The sequence below is a fragment of the Chitinophaga sp. MM2321 genome, assembly GCF_964033635.1.
Taxonomy (GTDB): domain Bacteria; phylum Bacteroidota; class Bacteroidia; order Chitinophagales; family Chitinophagaceae; genus Chitinophaga.
This window is the reverse complement of record NZ_OZ035533.1, coordinates 3,718,427-3,740,686: the sequence shown is the minus strand read 5'-3', so window position 1 is coordinate 3,740,686 and position 22,260 is coordinate 3,718,427. Positions and strand designations below refer to the sequence as shown.

Annotated in this window: 13 protein-coding genes; 6 read left to right on the top strand and 7 right to left on the bottom strand. The window is 47.4% G+C overall.

What is annotated here, in order from left to right:
- Positions 1 to 109: 109 nt before the first annotated feature.
- Complete coding sequence (locus tag ABQ275_RS14480) at positions 110 to 1,111, bottom strand: glycosyltransferase family 4 protein (protein WP_349313855.1); 1,002 nt, start codon at positions 1,109 to 1,111, stop codon at positions 110 to 112.
- Between the two features lie 212 nt (positions 1,112 to 1,323).
- Here ABQ275_RS14480 and bshC point away from each other — a divergent pair, with 212 nt between their 5' ends.
- The gene (gene bshC / locus ABQ275_RS14475) at positions 1,324 to 2,916 is read left to right on the top strand and encodes a bacillithiol biosynthesis cysteine-adding enzyme BshC (protein WP_349313854.1); all 1,593 of its coding nucleotides are present in this window, start codon (positions 1,324 to 1,326) and stop codon (positions 2,914 to 2,916) included.
- A 34-nt stretch (positions 2,917 to 2,950) separates the two neighbouring features.
- Here the strand turns inward: bshC and ABQ275_RS14470 are convergent, their stop codons facing one another.
- Positions 2,951 to 5,176, bottom strand: a complete 2,226-nt coding sequence (locus ABQ275_RS14470; protein ID WP_349313853.1) for an FUSC family membrane protein — start codon at positions 5,174 to 5,176, stop codon at positions 2,951 to 2,953.
- 120 nt (positions 5,177 to 5,296) lie between these two features.
- Positions 5,297 to 7,696, bottom strand: coding sequence for a TonB-dependent receptor domain-containing protein (locus tag ABQ275_RS14465; protein WP_349313852.1), 2,400 nt, complete (start codon positions 7,694 to 7,696; stop codon positions 5,297 to 5,299).
- Positions 7,697 to 8,158: 462 nt separating this feature from the next.
- Here ABQ275_RS14465 and smc point away from each other — a divergent pair, with 462 nt between their 5' ends.
- Together smc and ABQ275_RS14455 are read left to right on the top strand one after the other, a co-directional pair.
- On the top strand, positions 8,159 to 11,632 hold the full coding sequence (smc, locus tag ABQ275_RS14460) for a chromosome segregation protein SMC (RefSeq protein WP_349313851.1): 3,474 nt from the start codon (positions 8,159 to 8,161) through the stop codon (positions 11,630 to 11,632).
- Between the two features lie 77 nt (positions 11,633 to 11,709).
- A complete protein-coding gene (locus ABQ275_RS14455; protein ID WP_349313850.1) occupies positions 11,710 to 12,105 on the top strand; it encodes a DUF4259 domain-containing protein in 396 nt (131 codons plus the stop codon).
- A gap of 195 nt (positions 12,106 to 12,300) precedes the next feature.
- On the opposite strand, the gene ABQ275_RS14450 is transcribed toward ABQ275_RS14455, so the two are convergent.
- Positions 12,301 to 13,566, bottom strand: a complete 1,266-nt coding sequence (locus ABQ275_RS14450; RefSeq protein ID WP_349313849.1) for a nucleoside transporter C-terminal domain-containing protein — start codon at positions 13,564 to 13,566, stop codon at positions 12,301 to 12,303.
- A gap of 158 nt (positions 13,567 to 13,724) precedes the next feature.
- Between ABQ275_RS14450 and ABQ275_RS14445 the strand changes: the two genes are divergently transcribed.
- From ABQ275_RS14445 to ABQ275_RS14435, 3 genes are all read left to right on the top strand, one after another.
- Positions 13,725 to 16,019, top strand: a complete 2,295-nt coding sequence (locus ABQ275_RS14445; RefSeq protein ID WP_349313848.1) for a c-type cytochrome — start codon at positions 13,725 to 13,727, stop codon at positions 16,017 to 16,019.
- Between the two features lie 265 nt (positions 16,020 to 16,284).
- The gene (locus ABQ275_RS14440; protein WP_349313847.1) at positions 16,285 to 17,850 is read left to right on the top strand and encodes an FMN-binding glutamate synthase family protein; all 1,566 of its coding nucleotides are present in this window, start codon (positions 16,285 to 16,287) and stop codon (positions 17,848 to 17,850) included.
- 16 nt (positions 17,851 to 17,866) lie between these two features.
- Positions 17,867 to 18,235, top strand: a complete 369-nt coding sequence (locus ABQ275_RS14435; protein ID WP_349313846.1) for a GreA/GreB family elongation factor — start codon at positions 17,867 to 17,869, stop codon at positions 18,233 to 18,235.
- 82 nt (positions 18,236 to 18,317) lie between these two features.
- Here the strand turns inward: ABQ275_RS14435 and ABQ275_RS14430 are convergent, their stop codons facing one another.
- Genes ABQ275_RS14430 through ABQ275_RS14420 form a run of 3 tightly spaced genes read right to left on the bottom strand, consistent with a single transcriptional unit; the run spans position 18,318 to position 22,183 of the window.
- Complete coding sequence (locus ABQ275_RS14430; protein ID WP_349313845.1) at positions 18,318 to 18,845, bottom strand: DUF192 domain-containing protein; 528 nt, start codon at positions 18,843 to 18,845, stop codon at positions 18,318 to 18,320.
- 12 nt (positions 18,846 to 18,857) lie between these two features.
- On the bottom strand, positions 18,858 to 20,033 hold the full coding sequence (mqnE, locus tag ABQ275_RS14425; RefSeq protein ID WP_349313844.1) for an aminofutalosine synthase MqnE: 1,176 nt from the start codon (positions 20,031 to 20,033) through the stop codon (positions 18,858 to 18,860).
- Positions 20,034 to 20,038: 5 nt separating this feature from the next.
- Positions 20,039 to 22,183 (bottom strand): M43 family zinc metalloprotease, encoded by a 2,145-nt coding sequence (locus ABQ275_RS14420; RefSeq protein WP_349313843.1) that lies wholly within the window; start codon positions 22,181 to 22,183, stop codon positions 20,039 to 20,041.
- Positions 22,184 to 22,260: the final 77 nt, after the last annotated feature.

Sequence of the window (22,260 nt, the reverse complement as noted above, 5' to 3'; positions counted from 1 at the left end):
CGAATTTAGGGATTTGAAATACATAGGAGATAACCATATACGCTTATATCTTCGATGTTTCAAATCCCTAAATTCGTAAATCAAAAAATCCCTAAATCTTTTAATCGGGTTATAGTTTGTTGTAAACCTCCATGTACCCTTCCACCATCCTGGCTTCACTAAAATTTTCTTTTGCGTGTTGATGGCAGGCAGATCTGTTTATTAAAGGAAGGTCTTCTACACTGGCGGCGGCTTCATTTATATTATTGACAAGGAACCCTGTTTTGCGATCATGGATCAGTTCCTGCATGGAGCCCCTGTTAAAGGCGATGACGGGCGTTCCGCAGAGCATGGCCTCTGCCACACTGAGTCCGAAAGGTTCGTTAAAATTGATAGGATGAAGCAGGGCGCTGGCTTTCCCTAACAGTTCACTACGCGCAGGCCCGCCTACAGCGCCTATGTACATAATCTGCTCATCATCAATATAAGGTTTCACTTTTTCATTGAAATAGGCTTCATCCTGGATGATACCGGCAATGATCAGGGGGCGTTTGGTATGTAAGGCTATCTGCACCGCTTCGTGGGTACCTTTGTCCGGATGAATACGGCCATAGTACAAAAGGTAGTTTTCCGCTTCCGGCTCAAAAAGGAAATCGGATGTTTTGATACCATTATATACGGTGGCCTCATATTGTAGTGTTGGGTGGCGGTCTGAATTACTGATAGATACATAATGCCCGATGTCATTAAAACGTTGATATACCGGGATGATTTTTTCAGATGAGAAGCCGTGGATGGTAGTCACCACCGGTGTTTTGATGAGTCGTGAATAGGTGAGCGGCAGAAAATCAAAATGATTGTGGATAATGTCAAAATCCTGTGCCCGCTCCATCAGGTAACTGATATGCATACACTCATTTACCTTTGCATCCGCCTGCCGGTCTTCTTCATAGCCCTGTTGGCAAATAGACTGCAGTTTGCCTGATGTCAGCGAATCTGCGGTGGCAAAGAGGGTCACGTCTGCGCCTTTTGCTACCAGTCCTTCTGCCAGATTAGCCGCCATCTGTTCCCATGGACCGTAATGTTTAGGTGGTGTACGCCATGCTATTGGTGCCAGGATAGCTATTTTCATATTTTCGTATTTTTTGATTTCGGGATGTAATTCGTACTAAGATCCTTATAGGATCATATAGGACCTGCAAAATTGAATCCCAAATCTCAAAATCCGTAAATTCCAAAATCTCAAAATCCCAAAATACTTCTCTACCTTCGTACATTCAAAAGTTTCGATGTATTGGCACTGCACCGGTTAACTTATTAGTAATTTGTAATTCGCAACACTATATGCTGGAGTATATTCCTTATGGGAAGACTGGTTATTTCAATCAGCTGGTAACAGATTTTTTAGCAGAACATCCGCAGATACGACCATTTTATACCTATTCACCCGTACATCCTGATTTTGCTGCTGCCATCAAGGCGCGGCAGGATTTCAACACCCCCAGGGCTGCCCTGGTTCAGGCGCTGGAAGAGCAATACAAAGCACTGGACCCTATAAAGGCAGTACAGGACAACATCTCCAGCCTCCTGCATCCGCAAACCTTTACGGTATGCACTGCACATCAGCCCAACATCTTCACCGGTTATCTATATTTCGCTTATAAGATCCTGCAAACTATCAAACTCTGCACAGAACTGAAACAACAGTATCCGCAACACAACTTTGTACCGGTATACTATATGGGCAGTGAAGATAATGACCTGGAAGAGCTGGGAAGCATTTACCTGGATGGCAAAACCCTTACCTGGGAAACCAGCCAGCAGGGCGCTGTTGGACGTATGGAGCCCGCCGGACTGGAGCTGCTGATCAACCAGGTGAAAGATTCCCTGGGTTATGCACCCCATGCTGCTGAACTGCTGGAACTGCTGCGTAAGGCGTACCTGGAGCATCGTAACATCCAGGAAGCCACCTTATACCTCGTGCACGCCTTGTTTGGCCGTTTCGGTCTGGTAGTATTGCTGCCGGATAGTGCGGTACTGAAACGTTTATACATCCCTGTTATGAAGGATGAACTGTTTCACCAGTCATCGCACGCCATCGTACAGGATACCCTGGAGAAGATCAGCGCCCACTATAAAGTACAGGCCAATCCCCGCGAAATAAATCTTTTTTATTTACAGGACGGCCTGCGCGAGCGCATTGTGCAGGAAGGTGCGGAGTGGAAAGTTTTACACACCCCGTTGACATTCACCGCCACTTCGCTGCTGGAAGAACTGGAAGCACATCCTGAAAGGTTCAGCCCTAATGTGATCCTCCGTGGCATGTTCCAGGAAACGGTTTTGCCCAATATCGCCTTCATTGGCGGCGGTGGTGAAATCGCTTACTGGCTGGAGCTGCGGAACCTGTTTGCACATTTCAAAGTGCCTTATCCGGTGGTATTACTCCGCAATTCATTGCTACTGGTAGATGAGCGGTCGAAGGAAAGGATGGATAAGCTGGGAATAACGACCACAGAGCTTTTCCAAAGTACAGATGCTATCGTAAACGACTATGTGAAAAAACATACCAATGCCACATTGGTATTGAAAGATGAATACCTGGCTATTGAAAAGTTATTTGATATCCTGGAAGAAAAGGCCCGCAGCATAGATGTAACACTGGTAGCCAGTGCAGGTACAGAAAGAAGTAAGGCGCTGAAATCTATCGGTAAACTGGAACATAAATTTCTGCGCGCAGAAAAGAAAAAATTTGCCTGGCAAACAGATCAGATCAAGCAGGTGAAAAATAAATTATTCCCCGTTGGCTCCCTGCAGGAGCGTAAAGAAAACTTTATGCCCTGGTACGCAGAAGAAGGTCCCCAATTCTTTGACCGCGTACTGGATGCGCTGATACCTGTAACAGACCAGTTTGTGATCGTGTATCCATCTGAAGGATGATCTTATAATTCGCTGAGTGCATAGATAAATCCGTCTATGCACTCAGTGCTTTCCCCATGTCTTTCACCAGCGACAAAATAGCCTGCAACTGATCATGCACCTGTTTTGTTTCCAGCATTTCGTCACGTGTAGGCGTAGCACCTTTACCTTCATTGATTTCCTGTTGTCTTAGATGTACAAGGTTGTTGAGATATTCGTCCAGGTTTTCGAAAGCGCGTACTGGTGCTTCCGGTTTTGCCTGGTCTTTGGTAGCAGGATCAACCATCAGTGACAGCTGATCAATGTAGTGCAGCAGGTAACTGCTGATCTCCTGGTATTCCGGTTTGGGGAACTGTACACCGTGATGCATGCTATAAGCCGCCAGGGCAGCAATATGCGAGGTGAGGGTATGATTCAGTACCACGAAGTGATACACCCCTGAGGCGTTTTTCTGTTTGCTTTTAGGTTCCGACAGCATGCGCTGGAAAGCCGCCATCATATTGGCAGTAGCTACATAAGTGTCTTTACGTGCCAGTTTAAAATCGGTAACTGTCACAGTTTCCTTTGCATAGATACGCATGATCAGCTCAAAGTATTTCCGGTTGGCATCTATCATCTTTTTCATGTAATCCGGGAGGAAGTTATGTTCCCAGGTAGGCCATAGCAGGATGTTGGCAAAGAATGCCAGGCCCCCGCCGATGAAAGTATCCAGTACCCTTTGCGTAGCATTATACAGATCGGCAGGATGCAGGAAATGTAGCAGGAAGATGATAAACGGCGTAACAAAAAATACGCTCAGCGTATACCGGAAGCTCATAAAACTATAGGCACCCAGGATACATATCAGCATCGTGATGAAAATGATAGTATCGTTGTGTGTAAGGTATAAAAGCCCCGCAGCGAAGAGGGCGCCGGTAACGGTGCCTATCAAACGCTGTATGCTGCGCGACCTGGTGAGGCCGAAGCCTGGTTTCAGGATCACGATAATGGTGAGGAGAATCCAGTATACGCGGTCCAGGTTCAGGGCCAGTCCCAATACGTAACCCGTTACGGTAGCCAGGCTCACACGGATAGCATGCCGGAAAATATGTGATTTGAAAGTAAGGTTATCCCGGAAAGTTTCCAGGTCATATTTCTGACGGGTTGTAAATTTTGATAGTTCCAGCTTGGGATCTATGGTTTCATCTTTCAGCCGTTCCAGCCGGGTAAGCCGGTGCAGGTTGTAGATCCGCTGCGCCATATCCTGGAGGTTCTGTAAGATATTAGTGAGCGGCATGGTGCGTGTTCTTTCCCGGAGGGTAGGGAATTGTAACGTAATATCTGCAATCGCCTGCTTTATCTTTTCCATGCCCAGTTTCAGGTTGGCCTTGGGCAATGACCGCTGACCTGCCGCTACTGCCAGCCCGATCGTTTTCAGCTCTTCGGTGAATTCAATGATCAGCGCATGGAATTTTTCGAGAATACCATCATCTTTAAAATGCTGTTGCAGGGAATAATAATCTGTTTGAGTTGCCATGATCTGTTCCTGCAGATCTACGATATCCAGGAAGATAAGCACCATGCTTTTGTTGATGCTGGTAGTACCTTGTTGCGCAGAACGTCTTTTCAGCAACAGCTCCCGTACGTTTTCCTGTTTTTCATTTACAATCACCTGTTGTTCCAGCACTGCTTTGTACTGTTCATTTATATCTACACCGGGTGTGTAAAAATTCGCCCGTAGCTCCAGATAGCGGGCTGTTTGAATGATACAGTCGCCCAGCGCCTGTTGCACATTGAGGTAAGGCCGGATCTGCCATAGTAAAAGGGCCAGCATAGCGTACCAGATGCTGCCAAGCAATACCATGGAGGAATGCAGCAGTGTTTGTTGCGGTGTGAGATGGCCCTCTCCCAGGATAGACACCAGGATCAGGAGACAGGCCGTTCCAATGTTGCCGCCCCGGTTTCCATATACCAGTAACATCGCAAATACGAAACAACAACCCAGTATCCACAGGGCCATAGGGAGATGGTATTGCATCAGAAAACCTGTGCCCAGCGCGGTAAACAAGATCAGGATGGAGCTGATAATAAGCCCGTTCCTTTTATGGATGATCGTACCCGGTACATCGCTGAGTGCCGTACACAGCGCACCCATGGACATGGCTATACCCAGGCCCAGTTGCCCAAACCAGGCAAAGATCAGCGAAGGCACTACCACGCTGATGGTAGTACGTAAACCGTTGCTGAAATGATAACTGTAAAGGAAACTTTTAATGTCGTTGATCCGCTGTTCTATACGCAAAACGTTATTGGGTTTTGGAAGCACAAAGTTAGCATTTCGCTGCAAGCTTTCAGACCAGGATTATAAGATTATAGGATTAAATAGGATGGGTGCGCCTTCCATACCGGAAAATATTTTCTGCTAATGATCTGAATTGTCTATGGCTTTTTTGCGCGTTGCGTTACTGGTAAGTTTTCCGAAGCGCCAGCTGAAAGAGATGCTGTAGGCATTTGCAGGTGAATAACTGGTTACGGTGCGGTAAAAGGAAGCATCCCTGGTTTCACTGGTAACGGCGCGCTGCTGCCGGAAAGGCTGGTCTGCACTGATGCTCAGCGATGCCTTTTTATGCAGGAGCTCCTTGCGCACGGTAAAACCGTATCCGATATTGCTGGAACTGCTGCCTTGCAGGGAAGGTGTGCTGGTATTAAAGTAACAGAAGGCGTCTGCCCGGAAACCCTTGCCCACAGTATAGTCTGTGCTGAAATAACCGTTAAGGCCCGCGCCGCTGTTATGCAAACCCTTACTGCCATCGCTGGAAATACTGTAATAATTTGCCCGCAGGTTGGTATTGATATTCCATTTATCTGTCAGCGGACTACGCATACTCACGTTAATACCACCGTTTACAAGATGGCCGATATTGTCGTAAGTGGTGCTGGTGATAGCTTTCAGGCTGTCGATACTGATTACGGACTGGATCGTGTTGTTGCTGTAAGAGAAGTCTGTTCCGATATTCAGACTTGTTTTGTGCAGCATACAATTGTAGTATAGTCCGAAACTGTTGGTGAAGGAAGGTTTCAGCGCAGGGTTGCCAAAGTAAATATTATTCGGGTCATTATCATTTACATAGGGGTTGAGATTGTATACCCATGGCCGTTGCAGCCGACGGCTATACGAAAATACGATAGAGTTGAGTGCCTTGAACTGCCGTGTGATGTTCAGGGTAGGGATCAGGTTCAGATAAGTAGTGCCGATACTGGTATGATCAGAGATGAATGCCCCGGATGAATAGGTTTGCTCCAGCCTGGCGCCGAGCCGCATGCTTGTTTTTTTGCCCAGTTGAAAACGGTAAGTGGTATAAAATGCCAGGACGTTTTGTGTGTAATTAAATACGTTGGACCTGGAAGGGTTCACGATCATTGTGCCATCGCTATTACGGATCAACTGCGCATAGCTGCTTTCTATTTGTCTGAAAACGGCTTTGGCGCCGGCTTCCAGCTTTTGTCCCCCGGGTAGGGGAAGGTTATAATCCAGTTGTATCGTGGATTCGCGGTTTTTGTTGTAGTTGCTGTTGCGGTAAAAGCTGTCGGTGCCCGGTATGTTTTGTTGTGCATTATCTGTCAGCCCATTATTACTGCTGTTGCTGGAATTGATGATGAATGACAGGTCATGATCCGGTTTCCTGAATTTTTTCTGATAGTCCAGTCCTATGCTGAAGCCGTTGCCTTCATTGTTGGTGTTGCTGGAAAAGTGACCTGTTTGTGAAAGGGTACCGGTGCTGTCATATAGCTGGTTATATTGCGGAGAGGCGCCACTGCCATGGCTTTTATTGATACTGCCATACAGGGTAAGACTATTGGTACTGTCTATGTCGTAGCTGAATTCCAGGTTTCCGTAGCCACTACGGCCGTTGCTCCTGCTTTCCGTTGTTTGTTCCAGTACATTTTTGTTGCCGGGCAGAAAGCTCTCCCGGCGGGAGGCGTTGCTGCTACGGTTATGGTAGTTGCTACCGCCTATGTAGCCGGATACGCCTACTTTGTTGAGCCGGGCGCTGAGGGAGGCGCCGGCGGAGGCGGGCCCCAGCGTGTTATAATTCGTATAGATGCTGCCGTTATACCCCACGATATGTTTTTGCGTGACGATGTTGATGATACCGCCTATGCCTTCTGCATCGTATTTTGCAGATGGTTCTGTGATGATCTCAATATGCCGGATGATGCTGGCGGGAAATGCTTTCAGCGCCTCTTTGGGGTTGCTGGCAATCATGGAGGTAGATCTGCCGTTGAGCAGCACTTTATAATTGGTTTGTCCTTTTAATTTGATGGTGCCGTCGGCGTCTACGGTTATCATGGGTACTTTGCGCAATATTTCCGACGCAGTGGTATTGTCTTTATCTATATCATTTTCTACGTTATAGATGAGTTTATCATCCTTCATCTCAATCATGGGTCTTTGACCGGTAACCGTGATGCCACTTAGCTGCTGACTGGCTTTAGACAGGTACCGCACGCCCAGCCGGTGCGTGGTATGAAAGGAGTCGATATGAAAGGTGTCAATTACCCGGGGCGCATAGCCCAGCATGGTGATACCTACCTGGTAGGCGCCATAGGCAACGCCGGAGAAGCTGAATCCGCCGCGGTCGTCTGCCAGTACATGTGCCACTGTTTTTTTATCCGGTTGCATCAGCACAACCGTTGCATATTCTACCGGTTTACGGGTGATGCTATCTGCCACCTGCCCGGAAATCACCGTTTGTTGCTGCGCCCGGGCCGTAACCGTACAGAGATATAAAAGCAGAAAGAACGTGCCTTTTAGCATCATGAAGTTGATCTGATTATTTTGAGGCGGAATGCCGGCAGCACCCATGTTGTTTTGTTGGCATAAAACGCTCGCGTTGAGCTACATAGGAGATCCCGGGTTACCCCCGCAATCTAAGCCTTGGTACTGCTACAGGAGGGCGGTGTGGATAAGCGGAAATTATCTCACAAAATTAAAATTATACTACCCGGCTTTTTTATAATTTCTCACAGGGAATTAAATTATAATTACGCTTTTTACTATATTTATAACCAGGCCTTTATAATTTTCGGGAATGATGGGTAGATATTTATTTATACAGAAGTGTGTATAAATAATTAGCGGATATTATGGGTTCTCACTTAAATTACTTTTTCATTCAGGTAAAATTATATCTTTGACGCCTTAAAAAAACCTCGGAGTAAAGTCGTGCGCTTAAAAACACTAGAAATTAAAGGCTTTAAAAGTTTTGCTGATAAAACCGTTTTGAACTTTGACGAAGGGATCACGGGTGTGATTGGGCCAAACGGTTGCGGCAAAAGCAATATCATCGACTCCATCCGCTGGGTAATCGGGGAGCATAAGATCAGTAACCTGCGTTCTGATAATCAGTCTGGTCTGGTGTTTAACGGCTCCAAAACCCGCTCTGCAAGCGGTATGGCCGAAGTTAGCCTCACTTTTGAGAACACCAGGAATGTACTACCTACCGAATTTACCACGGTTACCATTACACGTAAATTTTATAAAAACGGCGATAGCGAATACCGGCTCAATGATGTGGCCTGTCGCTTGAAAGATATTCATAACCTGTTCATGGACACCGGGGTGAGTACAGACTCCTATGCCATCATAGAACTGGGCATGGTGGATGATATCATCAAAGATAAGGAAAACAGCCGCCGGCGCATGCTGGAACAGGCCGCCGGTATTTCCATCTATAAAACCCGTAAAAAAGAAGCTAAATCCAAACTGGACGCCACTGAAGGCGACCTGAACCGTATAGAGGACCTGTTGTTTGAAATTAATAACAACCTCAAAACGCTGGAAAGCCAGGCCCGTAAAGCAGAACGCTTCTACGAGGTGAAAAAGGAATACCGCGAAATCAGTATAGAACTGGCCAAAGCCGCCCTGGAAGGGTTTAATGTCACCTTCAAAGAGCTGTCAGACAAACAACAGGAAGAAAGCGACCGCAAACTCCAGCTGGAAACAGAAATATTAACGGCAGAAGCAGCGGTTGAAGAAGATAAACTGCATTTCGTAGCCAAAGAACGGGAACTGCAAACCTTGCAGAAATCGTTCAATGAGCTGGTATCGACCATCCGTACCAAAGAAAATGACAAAAATCTCGCTACCCAACAGCTCACTTATCTGCGGGAGCGTGAAAAAAATATCAACGATTTCCTCGCCGGTGCAGAAGGACAACTGCAAGGCCTCACCGCTTCCATCGCCTTTTCCGAAAAACAGGTAGTGGAAGAAGGAGAGATCTTCGAATCCATGGAAGATGAAGTGGAAACGCTTCGCGACATGGTGGAAGAGAAGAAGGAACGCTTCCAGCAAAGGAAACTGGCGCTCGAAACTTTGCGTAACGACCAGCAACGCTGGCAGCGCCAACAGTTTGAAGCAGAAAAGAAAGTAGCCGTTGCCGATACTTCCGTACAGAACCTGCAACGCAGTATGCAGCAACTCCAGGAAGAAAAAACAAACCGGCAACAGCAGATCGCACAACTGCAAATAGAAAAGGATGCGTTACAGATAACCCTGGAAACCAGCAAAAAAGAGCTGGACGAAATGGTGCGCTTCCAGGAAGAAACGAAAAGTAAGATCCTTGCTACACAATCCGATATCGAAGGTTTGCGTGACAAGTTGGTGGATGAAAACCGTAAACTGGATTCCAAAAAGAATGAGTTCGACCTGCTGAAATCGCTGGTAGACAGTCTTGAAGGCTATCCGGAAAGCATCAAATTTCTGAAAAAGAATCCCGACTGGAATAATAACGCCCCCATTCTGAGTGATATATTTTTCTGTAAAGAAGAATATCGCACCTGCGTGGAAAACCTGCTGGAACCTTATCTCAACTACTACGTGGTCAACAATGTAGCAGAGGCGGTACAGGCCATCCAGTTGCTGGACAGCAACAAAAAAGGGAAAGCCAATTTCTTTATCCTGGATCAGTTCCGTCCGCATACCAACAGGCTGCTGGCGCCCGCAGGCACTATTCCCGCACTGGATGTAGTGGAAATAGAAGAGAAATACAAAGGGCTGGGCGATCACCTGCTGGGGAAAGTGTTTATCGGAGACGATATCACCCGCCTGGAATTCAGCCAGGTAGCGGATGAAGAGATCTATCTCGTGGAAAAAGCCGGCCGCATGCATCGCGGGAAATACAATATCACCGGTGGTTCCGTCGGACTTTTTGAAGGGAAAAAGCTGGGCCGGGCCAAGAACCTGGAAAAGCTGGAAGCCGAAATCAAAGACCTGGACGCTATTGTAGGTAAACTGCGCATACAGATCCAGGACAAACACAACGAAGTACTGGGCTACAACAGTCAGCTCAATGAAAATAATATCAACACCGCCCGCGAAAAGATCAACCAACTGAATAACCAGTTGTTTGGCCTGCAAAACAGGATCGAGAACTTCCACCACCTCATTGAAACCGGCGACAAACGCCTGGAAGAAATGCAGCAATCGCTGGAAACCAACCAGGAAAGCATTTCAGGGGTAAGAGATGAGCTCGAAAACCTGAATGACCGCGTAGGGGAGTTGCAGGACAGCATCACGGAAGCCGACAGAACTGCACAGGAAGCAGAGCAGCATTTTAACATGGCCAACGTACAGTTTAATAACCAGAACCTGCAACATACCCGCCAGCAGAGCAAGGTACAGGCATTGAAGCAGGAGCTGGAATTTAAACGTAAACAGTTGTCCGATCTCCATGTACAGATCACCAGTAACAAAACACAGCTGGAAGATGCTGTCGCCAATATTTCTGCCGCAGCCGACAAGTTGGCGTTGGCAGAAGAAGGACTGGTAGAGCTTTTCCGCCAGCGGGAGGAAGAAGAAAAAGCACTGAACGAAAAAGACCAGGAGTACTATAATTTCCGTAACCATCTGCAGGAGCTGGAAACCACGCTGAGAGCCAAGCAACGGGCAAGAGAGCAGCTGGATCAGCAACTGAACACCGTGAAGGATAAAGTCAATGAACTGAGACTGCAACTGGCTTCCATGAAAGAAAGGCTGAGCGTAGAGTTCAAAGTAAACCTGGACGAAATCATCGACGAGCAACGCAGCTCCGAACTGCCGGTAGACGAATTGCAGGGCAGCGCGGAAAGGCTCAAGAAACGCCTGGAAAACATGGGAGAAATCAATCCCACCGCCATCGAGGCTTACCAGGAAATGAAAAAGAGATATGAGTTTATCCTGGAACAAAAAACAGATCTTGTTACCGCAAAAGACTCTCTCCTGGCTACCATACAGGAAGTAGAAACAACGGCCAACCAGAAGTTCCTGGATACTTTTAATATGGTGAAAGAGAATTTCATCCGGGTATTCAAAGCCCTGTTTACAGAAGAAGATCAGTGTGATATGATCCTGAGCGACCCTGAAAACCTGGCCGATACCGGTATCGAAATTATCGCCAAGCCGAAAGGTAAACGGCCGGCCGCCATTACACAGCTGTCCGGCGGCGAAAAAACACTTACAGCAACGGCGCTGCTGTTTGCCATTTACCTGATTAAACCCGCTCCGTTCTGTATCCTGGATGAGGTAGATGCCCCACTGGATGATGCGAATGTTGGCAAGTTTACCAATATGATCAGAAAATTTTCTGATAATTCACAGTTTATTATTGTTACCCACAACAAACAAACAATGGCCGCTGTGGACGTGATTTACGGCGTTACCATGCAGGAGCCGGGGGTGAGTAAACTGGTGCCGGTAGATTTCAGAAGTTTAAACTGATGACAGTTTTTTGTTGTTGTAAGAAGAGTCACTTAATTTTATTCTTTATTCTAAAAAAATAAAAAACTGTAAACACTATGGGCGCATGGGGCACCAGGAATTTTGAAAATGATGGATCGCAGGACTGGATTTTTGATCTGATTGAAAATAAGGATGGTGGTTTGGTAACGGATACGCTGGCTCGTATCGTTAATAATACTGAAACGCTGGAAACACCGGATTGTGAAGAGGCGCTGGCCGCTGCTGAACTGGTAGCAGCACTCGTAGGCCGCGCAAGCGAAGACTTTCCGGAAGATCCGCTGGACCAACTGGATGTACTGAACCTGATAGGTACACGTGCATTGAGAAACCAGGCTATTGCTGCCGTAAACAAGATTATTGCCGGTTCGGAGATGAAGAACTACTGGGTGGATGCCGGTCAGGCAGAAGCATGGGAAGCGGTGCAGACAGGGTTAGTAAAAAGACTCGAATAAGGACCAGGATTTACCCGGATTTAAAAGATTAGCAAGATGGGTGTTTTGTTGAATTATTTTTTAAGCAACAAAAGACCCATCAGTTAAGCCGTGTAATTAAATAAGGAATAGTCCTGATTAAATATAACATAAGAACAAAACAACAAAACAACAAAACACCCATCCGTTAAATCCTATAATCCTTTAATCCTGGTCTCACATGAGGATGCCTGCAATCGTCGCAGATAAATAAGATGCAAGTGTACCACAAAGGAGGGCTTTCATGCCCAGTCTTGCCAGGTCGCTTCTTCTGCCTGGCGCCAACTCCCCGATACCACCTATCTGCATACCCACACTGCTGAAATTGGCAAAGCCCGCAATGGCAATGGTTACAATGGTGATACCCTTGGCCGTAAGTACCGGAACGGTATGACTCGTAAAACTTTTAAACGCTACAAATTCATTGATGGTGAGCTTCTGTCCCAGGAGGGTGGCTACATTGTTTACATCGCTGGAAGGTACGCCCATAGCCCATGCCATTGGCATAAACAAGCGACCAAAGATCCAGTCGAGACTCAGATCAAAGTGTGGATTGAAAATATGACCAATATGGATCAGGCACCAGTCGAGCAGCGTAATCAGTGCAATAAAACCGATCAGCATCGCAATAACGTTCATGGCTATCTTAAATCCATCACCGGCGCCATGGGAAATGGCATCGATCACGTTGGTATAATTACTTTTAACTTCCATTTTCACCCGGCCCATCGTTTGGCTTTCCGCTGTTTCAGGAAATACGATCTTGGAAATCACCAGGGCGCCGGGAGCTGCCATCAGGCTGGCGGTAATTAAGAAAGGCGCAATGTCCATACCCGCCTGAAATCCCATGTTGGCATATACTACCAGGATACCCCCGGCTATACAGGCCAGGCTACCGCTCATAGAAGCCAGCAGCTCGCTCTGGGTCATGGAAGGAAGATAGGGACGGATCATCACCTGCGCTTCTACCTGGCCTACAAAGGCGCTGGCTACATTGCTCAGTGCTTCCGCACCACTTACGCGCATCACAAAATTCATGGCCCGGGCAATAACCGCTACTACCCGCTGCATAATACCATAATGATATAGAATAGCTACCAGCACACAAACAAGAATAATAGTAGCCGTAACATTAAAGGCAAAAACAAATCCACCGCCGGCATAATCAGCGATAGTACCTGCCGGTGGCTGCGATACGCCAATACCACCATACACAAACGCAGCACCCTGACGGGCAAATGCTTCCAGTTTCCCCATTCCATGACCTACCTGCTTAAAAAACCAGGTGATAGGCGGAACTTTAAACACCAGCAAAGCAATAACAACCTGTAAGAAGATTCCGCTGAAAACCAGCCGGTAGTTGATTTTTCTTTTGTTGTTGGAGAATAAAAAGGCAATACCCAGAATAAGGAAAATGCCTATAATGCCCTGAAAGCGTTCCATAAATGCAGATAAATCGTAAAATGTATGCAATGAAGCGACGAAGATAAGTTTTTTTGCTCTTACTGCCGTTGAATGGCCTATTCTGTTATCTCATGTAATTTTTCTGAAAAATTATTCATAGAAATGTATTTTTATTGCTTTTGCAATCGATATAAATAATGGGTCGTATACACTATTTAATTTCCACGATTTCCCTGGCGCTCTTTGCCTGTGGACAGACACAACAACAGCATAGCACTGAAAACAAGCACGAAAAGGATTCCCTGGCTATGCGGGAAAAATTTGCCACCTCTCCGGTACTGGATGGTAAAACCGCTATCACCAAAATGCAGATAGAAAAGGGGCTGGAAGTACAGCTGGTGGCGGAAGAGCCGATGGTAGTCGCGCCCGTAACGATGACGTTTGATGAGCGGGGAAGAATGTGGGTAGTGGAGATGACCGGATTTATGCCGGATACCAGTGGTACAGGTGAAGATAAACCGGATGGTAAAATAGTAATACTGGAAGATACCAACGGCGATGGGGTGATGGACAGCCGCAAAGTATTCCTGGATTCTCTCGTACTGCCACGGGCGGTATGCCTGATAGAGAACGGCGTACTGGTAGCCACTCCACCACAGTTATGGTTCATAGAAAATAATAATGACAAACCAGGCAAACGGGTACTGGTAGACGACCAATACGCTGCCGGTGGCAACGTGGAGCATCAACCCAACGGATTGCTGCGTGCCATGGACAACTGGATCTATAATGCAAAATCGGATAGGCGTTACCGTAAGGTGGGGGATAAGTGGCTGAAAGAATCCACCGCTTTCCGCGGACAGTGGGGTATTACCCAGGACGATAACGGCCGTCTTTTTTATAATAACAACTCTGAAAACCTGCTGGGTGATTATTTCCTGCCCGGACTGGGAGGCAAAAACAGCCACCAGCAGAATGAAGCAGGCTACAATGAAAGAATTGTTCCCGATAACCATGTGTATCCTGCGCGGGCCACACCAGGCGTAAACCGGGGCTATATGAAAGGTATCCTGGATGACAGCCTGCGGCTGGTATCGTTTACGGCTGCCTGTGGCCCAATGATCTACCGTGGAGGGCTGCTGCCATATGAATATGCCGGCAACGCCTTTGTTGCAGAACCTTCTGCCAACCTGATCAAACGCAATATTTTAAAAGATAGCGGCTATTTCGTAAAAGGCGTACAGGCTTACGAGGGCAAAGAGTTCCTGGCCAGTACTGACGAGCGTTTCAGACCTACCGGTCTTTTTACCGGTCCGGATGGCGCCATCTATTTCCCGGATATGTATCGCGGTATTCTTCAACATAAAACATATATCACGCCTTACCTGAAAAATGAGGTGAAAATGCGGGAACTTACGCAACCACTGAATCGTGGCCGTATTTACCGCATCGTTCCTGCCGGTCAGCACCCGAAAAATACCCTCTTTACCATGCGGCCGGAGCAACTGATCGCTATGTTACATCATGCAAATGGCACACTACGCGACAAAGCACAGCAACTGATTATAGATCACCGGTTAACTGAACTGGCACCGCAACTGCGGGAGATGCTGAAAGATACCTATCAGCCCATAGGACAAAAACATGCCCTGTGGACCCTGGAAGGGTTGCATCAATTAACCTATGCAGATATTGCCGGTATTTTACAACAGGATGATGCCGGCCTGAAAGTACAGGCACTGGCAGCATTGCCTTCCATATTGAGCGCATCCTCCGTAAAGCCGGTGGTAGCGGTACTGGATACCCTGTCGGGTCAACCGGAGATGGCGCCTTATGTCGCCTATTTGCTGCCGGCCCTGACCAAACTGGACAAAGGGAGCGCCAGCAGGCTGGAGACAAAGCTCTTTAAAGCCTATGCACATGACCGTTATGTATCAGCTGCATTGGTCAATAATGCCGAAAACAGGGAGCAGGCCCTGCTGAAACAGGTAGTAGCCTGGAATGCAGATACCACGCTGGTATTGCGCCGGCAGCTGGAGAAGGTACTGGCAGGTATGGAGAGCGAAGCCACCGCCAAAAGAATGGATGCACTGAGGAAAGTATATCCCCAGGGTTACAGGATCTTTAACACGGTTTGTCAGACCTGTCACGGAAAGAGTGGCAACGGCATCACCTCCATGGCGCCGCCGCTCAATGAGAGCAACTGGGTGAATGGCAACAAAACATCCCTGATCTCTATCGTATTATTCGGCCTTACCGGTCCTGTAGAAGTAAACGGAAAAGTATATAAAGCGCCTGAAATAAATGGTGATATGCCCGGTATAGGTGGCAGTGATGAGTTTAGCGACAGCGATATTGCGCAATTGCTCACTTTTCTCCGCAGTTCCTGGAACAATAAAGCCGGAAAAATAACGGAAGCAGACGTGAAGCAGACCAGGAAACTGCACAATGGCCGGCAGAAATCCTTTACAGCAGCGGAATTGACTAAATGATAGGCGTTTATAAATAAAACGCCTATCTTTGCCAGATATATTATTTCAATTGTATAAGGCAACAAACATATTATTCCTCCATAACAGCCCATGTGCGGTCAAGCGTGCATGCGGATTCCTGTTGCCTTTTTTATCCTGTCCAAAAGACTTCAACAATTAAGCCCGGGCAACTTTTAGCATATTAGCAGTTGTACCCGGGGGATTACTACGTATAGTAGTATAATCCAATTCGTATTTTCCAAAACAATCTTATAAAAACAGTTTTATGAATCATCGGATAGCACGATGGGCAGTTTATCTTTTATGCCTGTTGCTGGATGTGAGCGTGATTGTAAGTCTTTATCGCGGTTATTTAACAGGATGGATCTTTTTACCGGTAGTAGTGGGGATCACGGTATTGGCCGTGTACGACCGCTTGCAGGTTAAGCACACTTTGTTACGTAACTACCCCTTACTGGGGCGGCTGCGTTACCTGCTGGAACAGATCAGGCCGGAGATGCGTCAATACTTTTTTGAATCAGATACAGATGGGAGGCCTTTTAACCGACGCCAGCGTGCGGTGGTGTATCAGCGCGCAAAAGATGTAAAGCAAACCGTGGCCTTCGGTGCATTGGACGATATGTATGAGCCGGGCTATGAATGGGCGGCACATACAGCTTTTCCGATGAAAGTAAAGCCGGAGGCATTGCGGGTTATTATTGGCAATGAACAGTGTGATAAGCCGTACAATGCCAGTTTGCTCAACATCAGCGCCATGAGTTACGGGGCATTGAGTAAAACAGCGATTCTTTCCCTCAATGGGGGCGCACAGCTGGGAGGCTTTGCCCACAATACCGGGGAAGGAGGTGTGAGTCCGTATCACCTGGAACATGGCGGCCACCTGATCTGGCAGATAGGTACCGGTTATTTTGGTTGCCGCGACGAGAAAGGGGATTTTTCTCCGGACGAATTTGCCGCCACTGCGGCGGTACCGGCCGTAAAAATGATTGAGCTGAAACTGAGCCAGGGCGCCAAACCAGGCAAAGGCGGGGTACTTCCCGCCGCGAAGAATACGCCTGAAATCGCCGCTATCCGTAAGGTAAAAGCAGGGGTGAGTGTTTTATCACCGGCCGGACATACCGCTTTCAGCAATGAATATGGGATGCTGGCTTTTCTCCAGCAGCTCCGCAAGCTTTCCGGTGGTAAACCGGTTGGTTTTAAATTGTGCGTAGGCCGTAAAGACGAGTTTGAGCGGATTTGCCAGGCAATGACCAACACCGGTATCTATCCCGATTTTATTACGGTAGATGGTGCAGAAGGTGGTACAGGTGCGGCGCCATTGGAATTTTCGGATTCTATCGGAATGCCTTTATACGATGCGTTGGCAGTAGTAGTGAATATGCTGAGAAAGTACAAGCTGAAAAAACATGTACGTATTATGGCCAGTGGTAAGATCATCACCGGTTTTGATATTATGAAGGTGCTGGCACTGGGAGCGGATGCATGTTACAGTGCAAGAGGTATGATGCTGGCGCTGGGCTGTATCCAGGCATTGCAATGCGATAGCGGCAATTGCCCGGTAGGTGTAGCCACGCAGGACCCCACCTTGTATAAGGGGGTGAATGTAGCAGATAAACGTGTGCGGGTAGCTAATTTCCACCGTAATACTATTGCAGCGGTAGCCGAACTGATGGGCGCCTGCGGCTTTGGATCGCCGGAAAAAGTGGATCCGGCAGTAATGTACAGACGTGTAACCAGAACGGATATACGTTCATTTGAAGAAATTTATGCACCGGATGAGGGTAGATCCGCAGGAGCGGCGCTCTATCCGGGGCAATCTATTAATAACTAATAAAACCCCTGTTTTCATGAAAAAGAAGCAGATTATTGTGTCCCAACATGATTACGATATTTTAAAGACCCTTTGTTATCATGCTCCGGGCACCGACAAGCTAAGAGAAGAGCTGGAAAGGGCGCTCATAAGAAAAACAAAAATACCGGAAGATGTAGTACGGGTTAATTCATTACTGCAGTTCAAAGATGAACGCAGTGGAGCTGTACGCGAAGTACAGCTGGTATTGCCAGCTGCCAGTAATTTACAGCTGGGCAAACTCTCCATCCTGTCCCCGATAGGCACCGCCTTGCTGGGATATAGTGCGGGTGATGTGGTAGACTGGGAAGTGCCGGCAGGCAAAACCCAGCTGCATATCCTGAGCGTAGTGAACGCGGAAGGATAACAAAACAGGCTATAGTGTTAGCGATCAAATATGTATCAAGCGAAAAAAGCCCCGGCGTCTGCCGGGGCTTATCTGTTTTATTTTATTCGTACTGGATTTTGTCGCCGTAGCTGATGTGGTATTTGTCGCTGAAACCGGCATTTACTTCCAGCACATACTGTGCTTTCTTAAAGGAGGGCAGCCCCTGTTCTGATAGCGGGGTGGCATATTTCTGAATAGATACGATCTCCATTTTATCATTTATGTAGATAATATCGAGAGAGATATAAGTGTTTTTCATCCAGAAGGAGCGTTCTTCCAGGTCAGGAAAAATAAAAAGCATGCCCTGATCATCGGTCATTGATTTACGGAACATGAGGCCATCTTCCCGTTGCTGGTCTGTTTTGGCCAGCTGGATATCGATTTTCCGCAACGTGTCTGCCCCGTTTTTAGCGATGAAAGCAAGGGTACCTTCTTTTTTAAATGCGCTGCCGTTGGATGTTGTTTCTGTTTGTACATTATCAACCGCACTACTGGTTTCTGCAGTGTTGTTATTGCTGTTACCGGTATTTTCGTGGCAGCCCGCCGTATAAAGGGTGGCTATCAGGATACATTTAAGGTGTAGTTGCATAAGATACAGCTGCTATTTGGTCAGGAGTTCTTCATCTGAAAAAACAACTTCAGAATAATCTTTTATTTCGTTGTAAACGGTATCCCTTTCCACCGGTTTTCTGCCTGCCTGTTTAATCAGCATGGCCAGTTGTGCCGTGTTCATGGAAGGGTTCTGTTCTTCCGCACCAGCCATGGAGTAAATTTTGGTGGTATCATCGATGGTACCATCCAGGTCATTTACGCCAAAGGAGAGGGTGAGTTGGGCCGTATTCCTTCCAAGCATGGGCCAGTAGGCTTTCAGGTGGGAGAAGTTGTCCATATAGAGACGCGCAATGGCATATAGTTTCAGGTCTTCCACGATGGTGCTTTCCGGAATGTGGGACATATCATTGCCTTTGTTGCGGAATTTCAGCGGTATGAAAGTGTTGAAGCCATGTGTTTCATCCTGGAGTTGCCGGAGGCGTTCCATATGATCAATGCGGTGGGCGTATGTTTCGATATGACCATACAGCATAGTGGCGTTGGTGGTCATGCCGCGGTTATGCGCTGCTTTGTGAATGGCCAGCCATCCGTCTGCATCTACTTTATCGTGGCATATTTTGGCGCGTACCTCTGCGTCGAATATTTCAGCGCCGCCGCCGGGCATGGATTGCAGACCGGCTTCGTTGAGGATGCGCATGCCTTCTTCCACGCTTACTTTCGCTTTGCGGAACATATAATCCAGTTCCACTGCTGTGAATCCTTTCACATGGAGTTCCGGGCGATGTGCTTTTATTTGTTTGATCAGGTCTACGAAGAAATCGAGCTGCATTTTAGGATGCACGCCGCCTACAATGTGTACTTCTGTAACGGGTTGTGCATCGTAGCTTTTCACGATGTCCATCATTTGCTCGATGCTCAGTTCCCAGCCATCTTCCCGGTTTTTATACAAACGGGAATAGGAGCAGAAGTTACAGGTGAAAATGCAAACGTTGGTAGGCTCGATATGAAAGTTGCGGTTAAAGTAAGTCTTGTCGCCATGCATCCGCTCCCGCACATGATTGGCTAAAGCACCTAAAAAGCCGATATCGCCTTTTTCGAATAAAGTCAGCCCATCTTCGGGCGTAATTCTTTCCTGGCGGAGGATCTTTTCTGCAATACTCTTCAGTGAAGTGTCCAGTGCGGCCTGCTGAAGGAGCGTTTGAACAGCCGGATAATCTTGTCTCATCGTCGTCATCTTACTTTCATTAATTTAATGGTGTTGGCCCTGTTCCTGTAAATTAATTTTACAAAATAAACACCATTTGGTTCATTTACCAAATTAAAGGTCATCCGATTGCTGCGGTTGATGGCACTGGCGGGTTGCGATACAATGAACTGTCCGGCTGCGTTGTAAATGGCAACCTGCTGAAGGTCTTCCGGAATCTCGTAAAATGTCACCCATACTACGCCATTTGTCGGGTTGGGGTTGACAAGCACCCCTGCTTTGCGTAGATCAGGGTTGATATCTTTCGTTACTATTTTTATATTATCAATATAAATATTATTTTCTGAATTTGATATGTTTCTGAATGCTACTTGAAATTTTACTTTATGTATAAGCGCGGTTAAATCCACCGAATCACGTCGCCATTCTGTAGCCGTTGGAACGAACTCTGTAGTGAGCGCACCCGGGTGTGTAATAAGGTTTGGTCCCCATTTGGTGTAGGCTGTTTCTCCCGTTTGGTGACAATCAGTGGTTACCAAAACCTTCAGCGTATCCCAGGCGTTGCCGCTGGAAGCCGGATTGGAATAAACGGCTGCCGCCACATCGAAGAACAGGAATACGGAGTCATGACCCTGCGGATCAAGGACAGGCGTAATCAGGTCGTCGGTCTGGTCATTGACATTATAGCCGAGGTTACGTATCAGCGTGGAAGCATTGCTGCCTTTACCCACATCCCGGCTACGCTCCCAGGTGAAGCTGCGGTCGGGGTTGTAGAGGTCCCAACCCGGTGGGGGGAAGGAATCGTTTTCAAAGCCCTCTTCAAAAGGCAGGCTCATCTCCGCATCAAAGTGAAAGCGGCTGCTCACGGAATCATTATCTGTATGAGGATCTGTTTTCCCATTGGGCAATTGTGTCCAGGCTTTCAGGGTATACAACCCGATAGGAACGTTGGTTGCGGGAAGGCTCACGGTTGTTTCCCGGAGGCTGCCCAGGTTGCCATTCCATTGATAGGTTATGATGTCGCCATTATTCAGCTGGTAATTGATGCCGGTAGTGGTGAGCGCATTAGCGCCTCTGTTTCGCAGGGTAACGACCGGCAGGATACGGTTGTCGCAGAGCTTGCCGGCAGCGCCGGAGATGGTTGTCAGTGCCGCATCTTCTCCAGGGAGCGTTACAGGCGTACAGCCATCTGAATTTAACAGGGAGGCAATGGTATTTTCCAGCACGTAGCGCATGCGGCTTACCTGTCCCGCTGTAAAAAAGTGCATACAGGCATCATCGGTGTAATCCATGTAGTTCATGAACATAATACCGGGTACTGTAGTGGTACAGTTATCGACTTCCGGAAAAGTGGGGCATCCGTAGGTATTATCTCCCTGCAAGGGCGTATCATCGATGCCATCGTCCTGGGAACATCCGCCGCTGTCATCTCCCCATATATGTCTTAATCCAAAATAATGACCTACCTCATGGGTACTGGTACGGCCAAGGTTGTACACCTTGCCCACGCTACCGGTTGTTCCAAAAGCGGTATAATGGATCACTACACCTTCCTGTTCCACCGGATAGCCCGTACCTGGAGGAGCGGCTACGCCAAGATAATTACCGGAAAGACGTGTTACCCAGATGTTCAGGTATTCTTTAGTATCCCAGGCATCGGAGCCGCCGGTAGCATTATATTTTACGTCGGGGCTGCCGTTATAAATAGCAAAGCTTTGACCCTGCGGGGTTTTTACACGTATAATACCGTTGGTGGGCTCATTGGCGGGCGTTCTCTGTGCCAGGCAGAAATTGATCCTTGTATTGCCGATAAGCGACTGCCATACGCCCGGTACGCCGGAGAGGTCAGTATTTGTAGCGGAATAGTCGTTGTTAAGTACAGCCAGCTGGGATAGTATCTGTGCATCGGTTACAGCAGCGGTGTCGTCCAGCACCACGTGTACTACTACCGGAATACTGACTGTTTGCGGAAGGGCATCCGCCATGATCCGTAATTGCTGCTGCCGACGTTGCCCCTGTATCATCCTGTTTTCATTGTTCTGAATCAGCTGTTGTAGTGGCGGATGTTCAATAACCCGTTGTTGCAGGGCAGTGGCGGTGCCACACTTGCGCTGGGCTATCGCCGGCAAGCAATATAAAAAGGCAAGGAGGACAATAGCTCTATAACGCAAAGACGGTATGATTTGATTTTGATCAGATGGTTTTCCGGATAACAGATATGTAAGATACGGTGGGGAAATTAAATTAC

What these genes read in the sequence shown, in the direction of transcription:
- ABQ275_RS14445 (WP_349313848.1), top strand. Translation starts at nt 13,725, where the DNA reads ATGGGTCGTATACACTATTTAATTTCCACGATTTCCCTGGCGCTCTTT.
- ABQ275_RS14440 (WP_349313847.1), top strand. Translation starts at nt 16,285, where the DNA reads ATGAATCATCGGATAGCACGATGGGCAGTTTATCTTTTATGCCTGTTG.
- mqnE (WP_349313844.1), bottom strand. Translation starts at nt 20,033, where the DNA reads ATGAGACAAGATTATCCGGCTGTTCAAACGCTCCTTCAGCAGGCCGCA.
- ABQ275_RS14455 (WP_349313850.1), top strand. Translation starts at nt 11,710, where the DNA reads ATGGGCGCATGGGGCACCAGGAATTTTGAAAATGATGGATCGCAGGAC.
- ABQ275_RS14435 (WP_349313846.1), top strand. Translation starts at nt 17,867, where the DNA reads ATGAAAAAGAAGCAGATTATTGTGTCCCAACATGATTACGATATTTTA.
- ABQ275_RS14480 (WP_349313855.1), bottom strand. Translation starts at nt 1,111, where the DNA reads ATGAAAATAGCTATCCTGGCACCAATAGCATGGCGTACACCACCTAAA.
- bshC (WP_349313854.1), top strand. Translation starts at nt 1,324, where the DNA reads ATGCTGGAGTATATTCCTTATGGGAAGACTGGTTATTTCAATCAGCTG.
- ABQ275_RS14430 (WP_349313845.1), bottom strand. Translation starts at nt 18,845, where the DNA reads ATGCAACTACACCTTAAATGTATCCTGATAGCCACCCTTTATACGGCG.
- ABQ275_RS14450 (WP_349313849.1), bottom strand. Translation starts at nt 13,566, where the DNA reads ATGGAACGCTTTCAGGGCATTATAGGCATTTTCCTTATTCTGGGTATT.
- ABQ275_RS14465 (WP_349313852.1), bottom strand. Translation starts at nt 7,696, where the DNA reads ATGATGCTAAAAGGCACGTTCTTTCTGCTTTTATATCTCTGTACGGTT.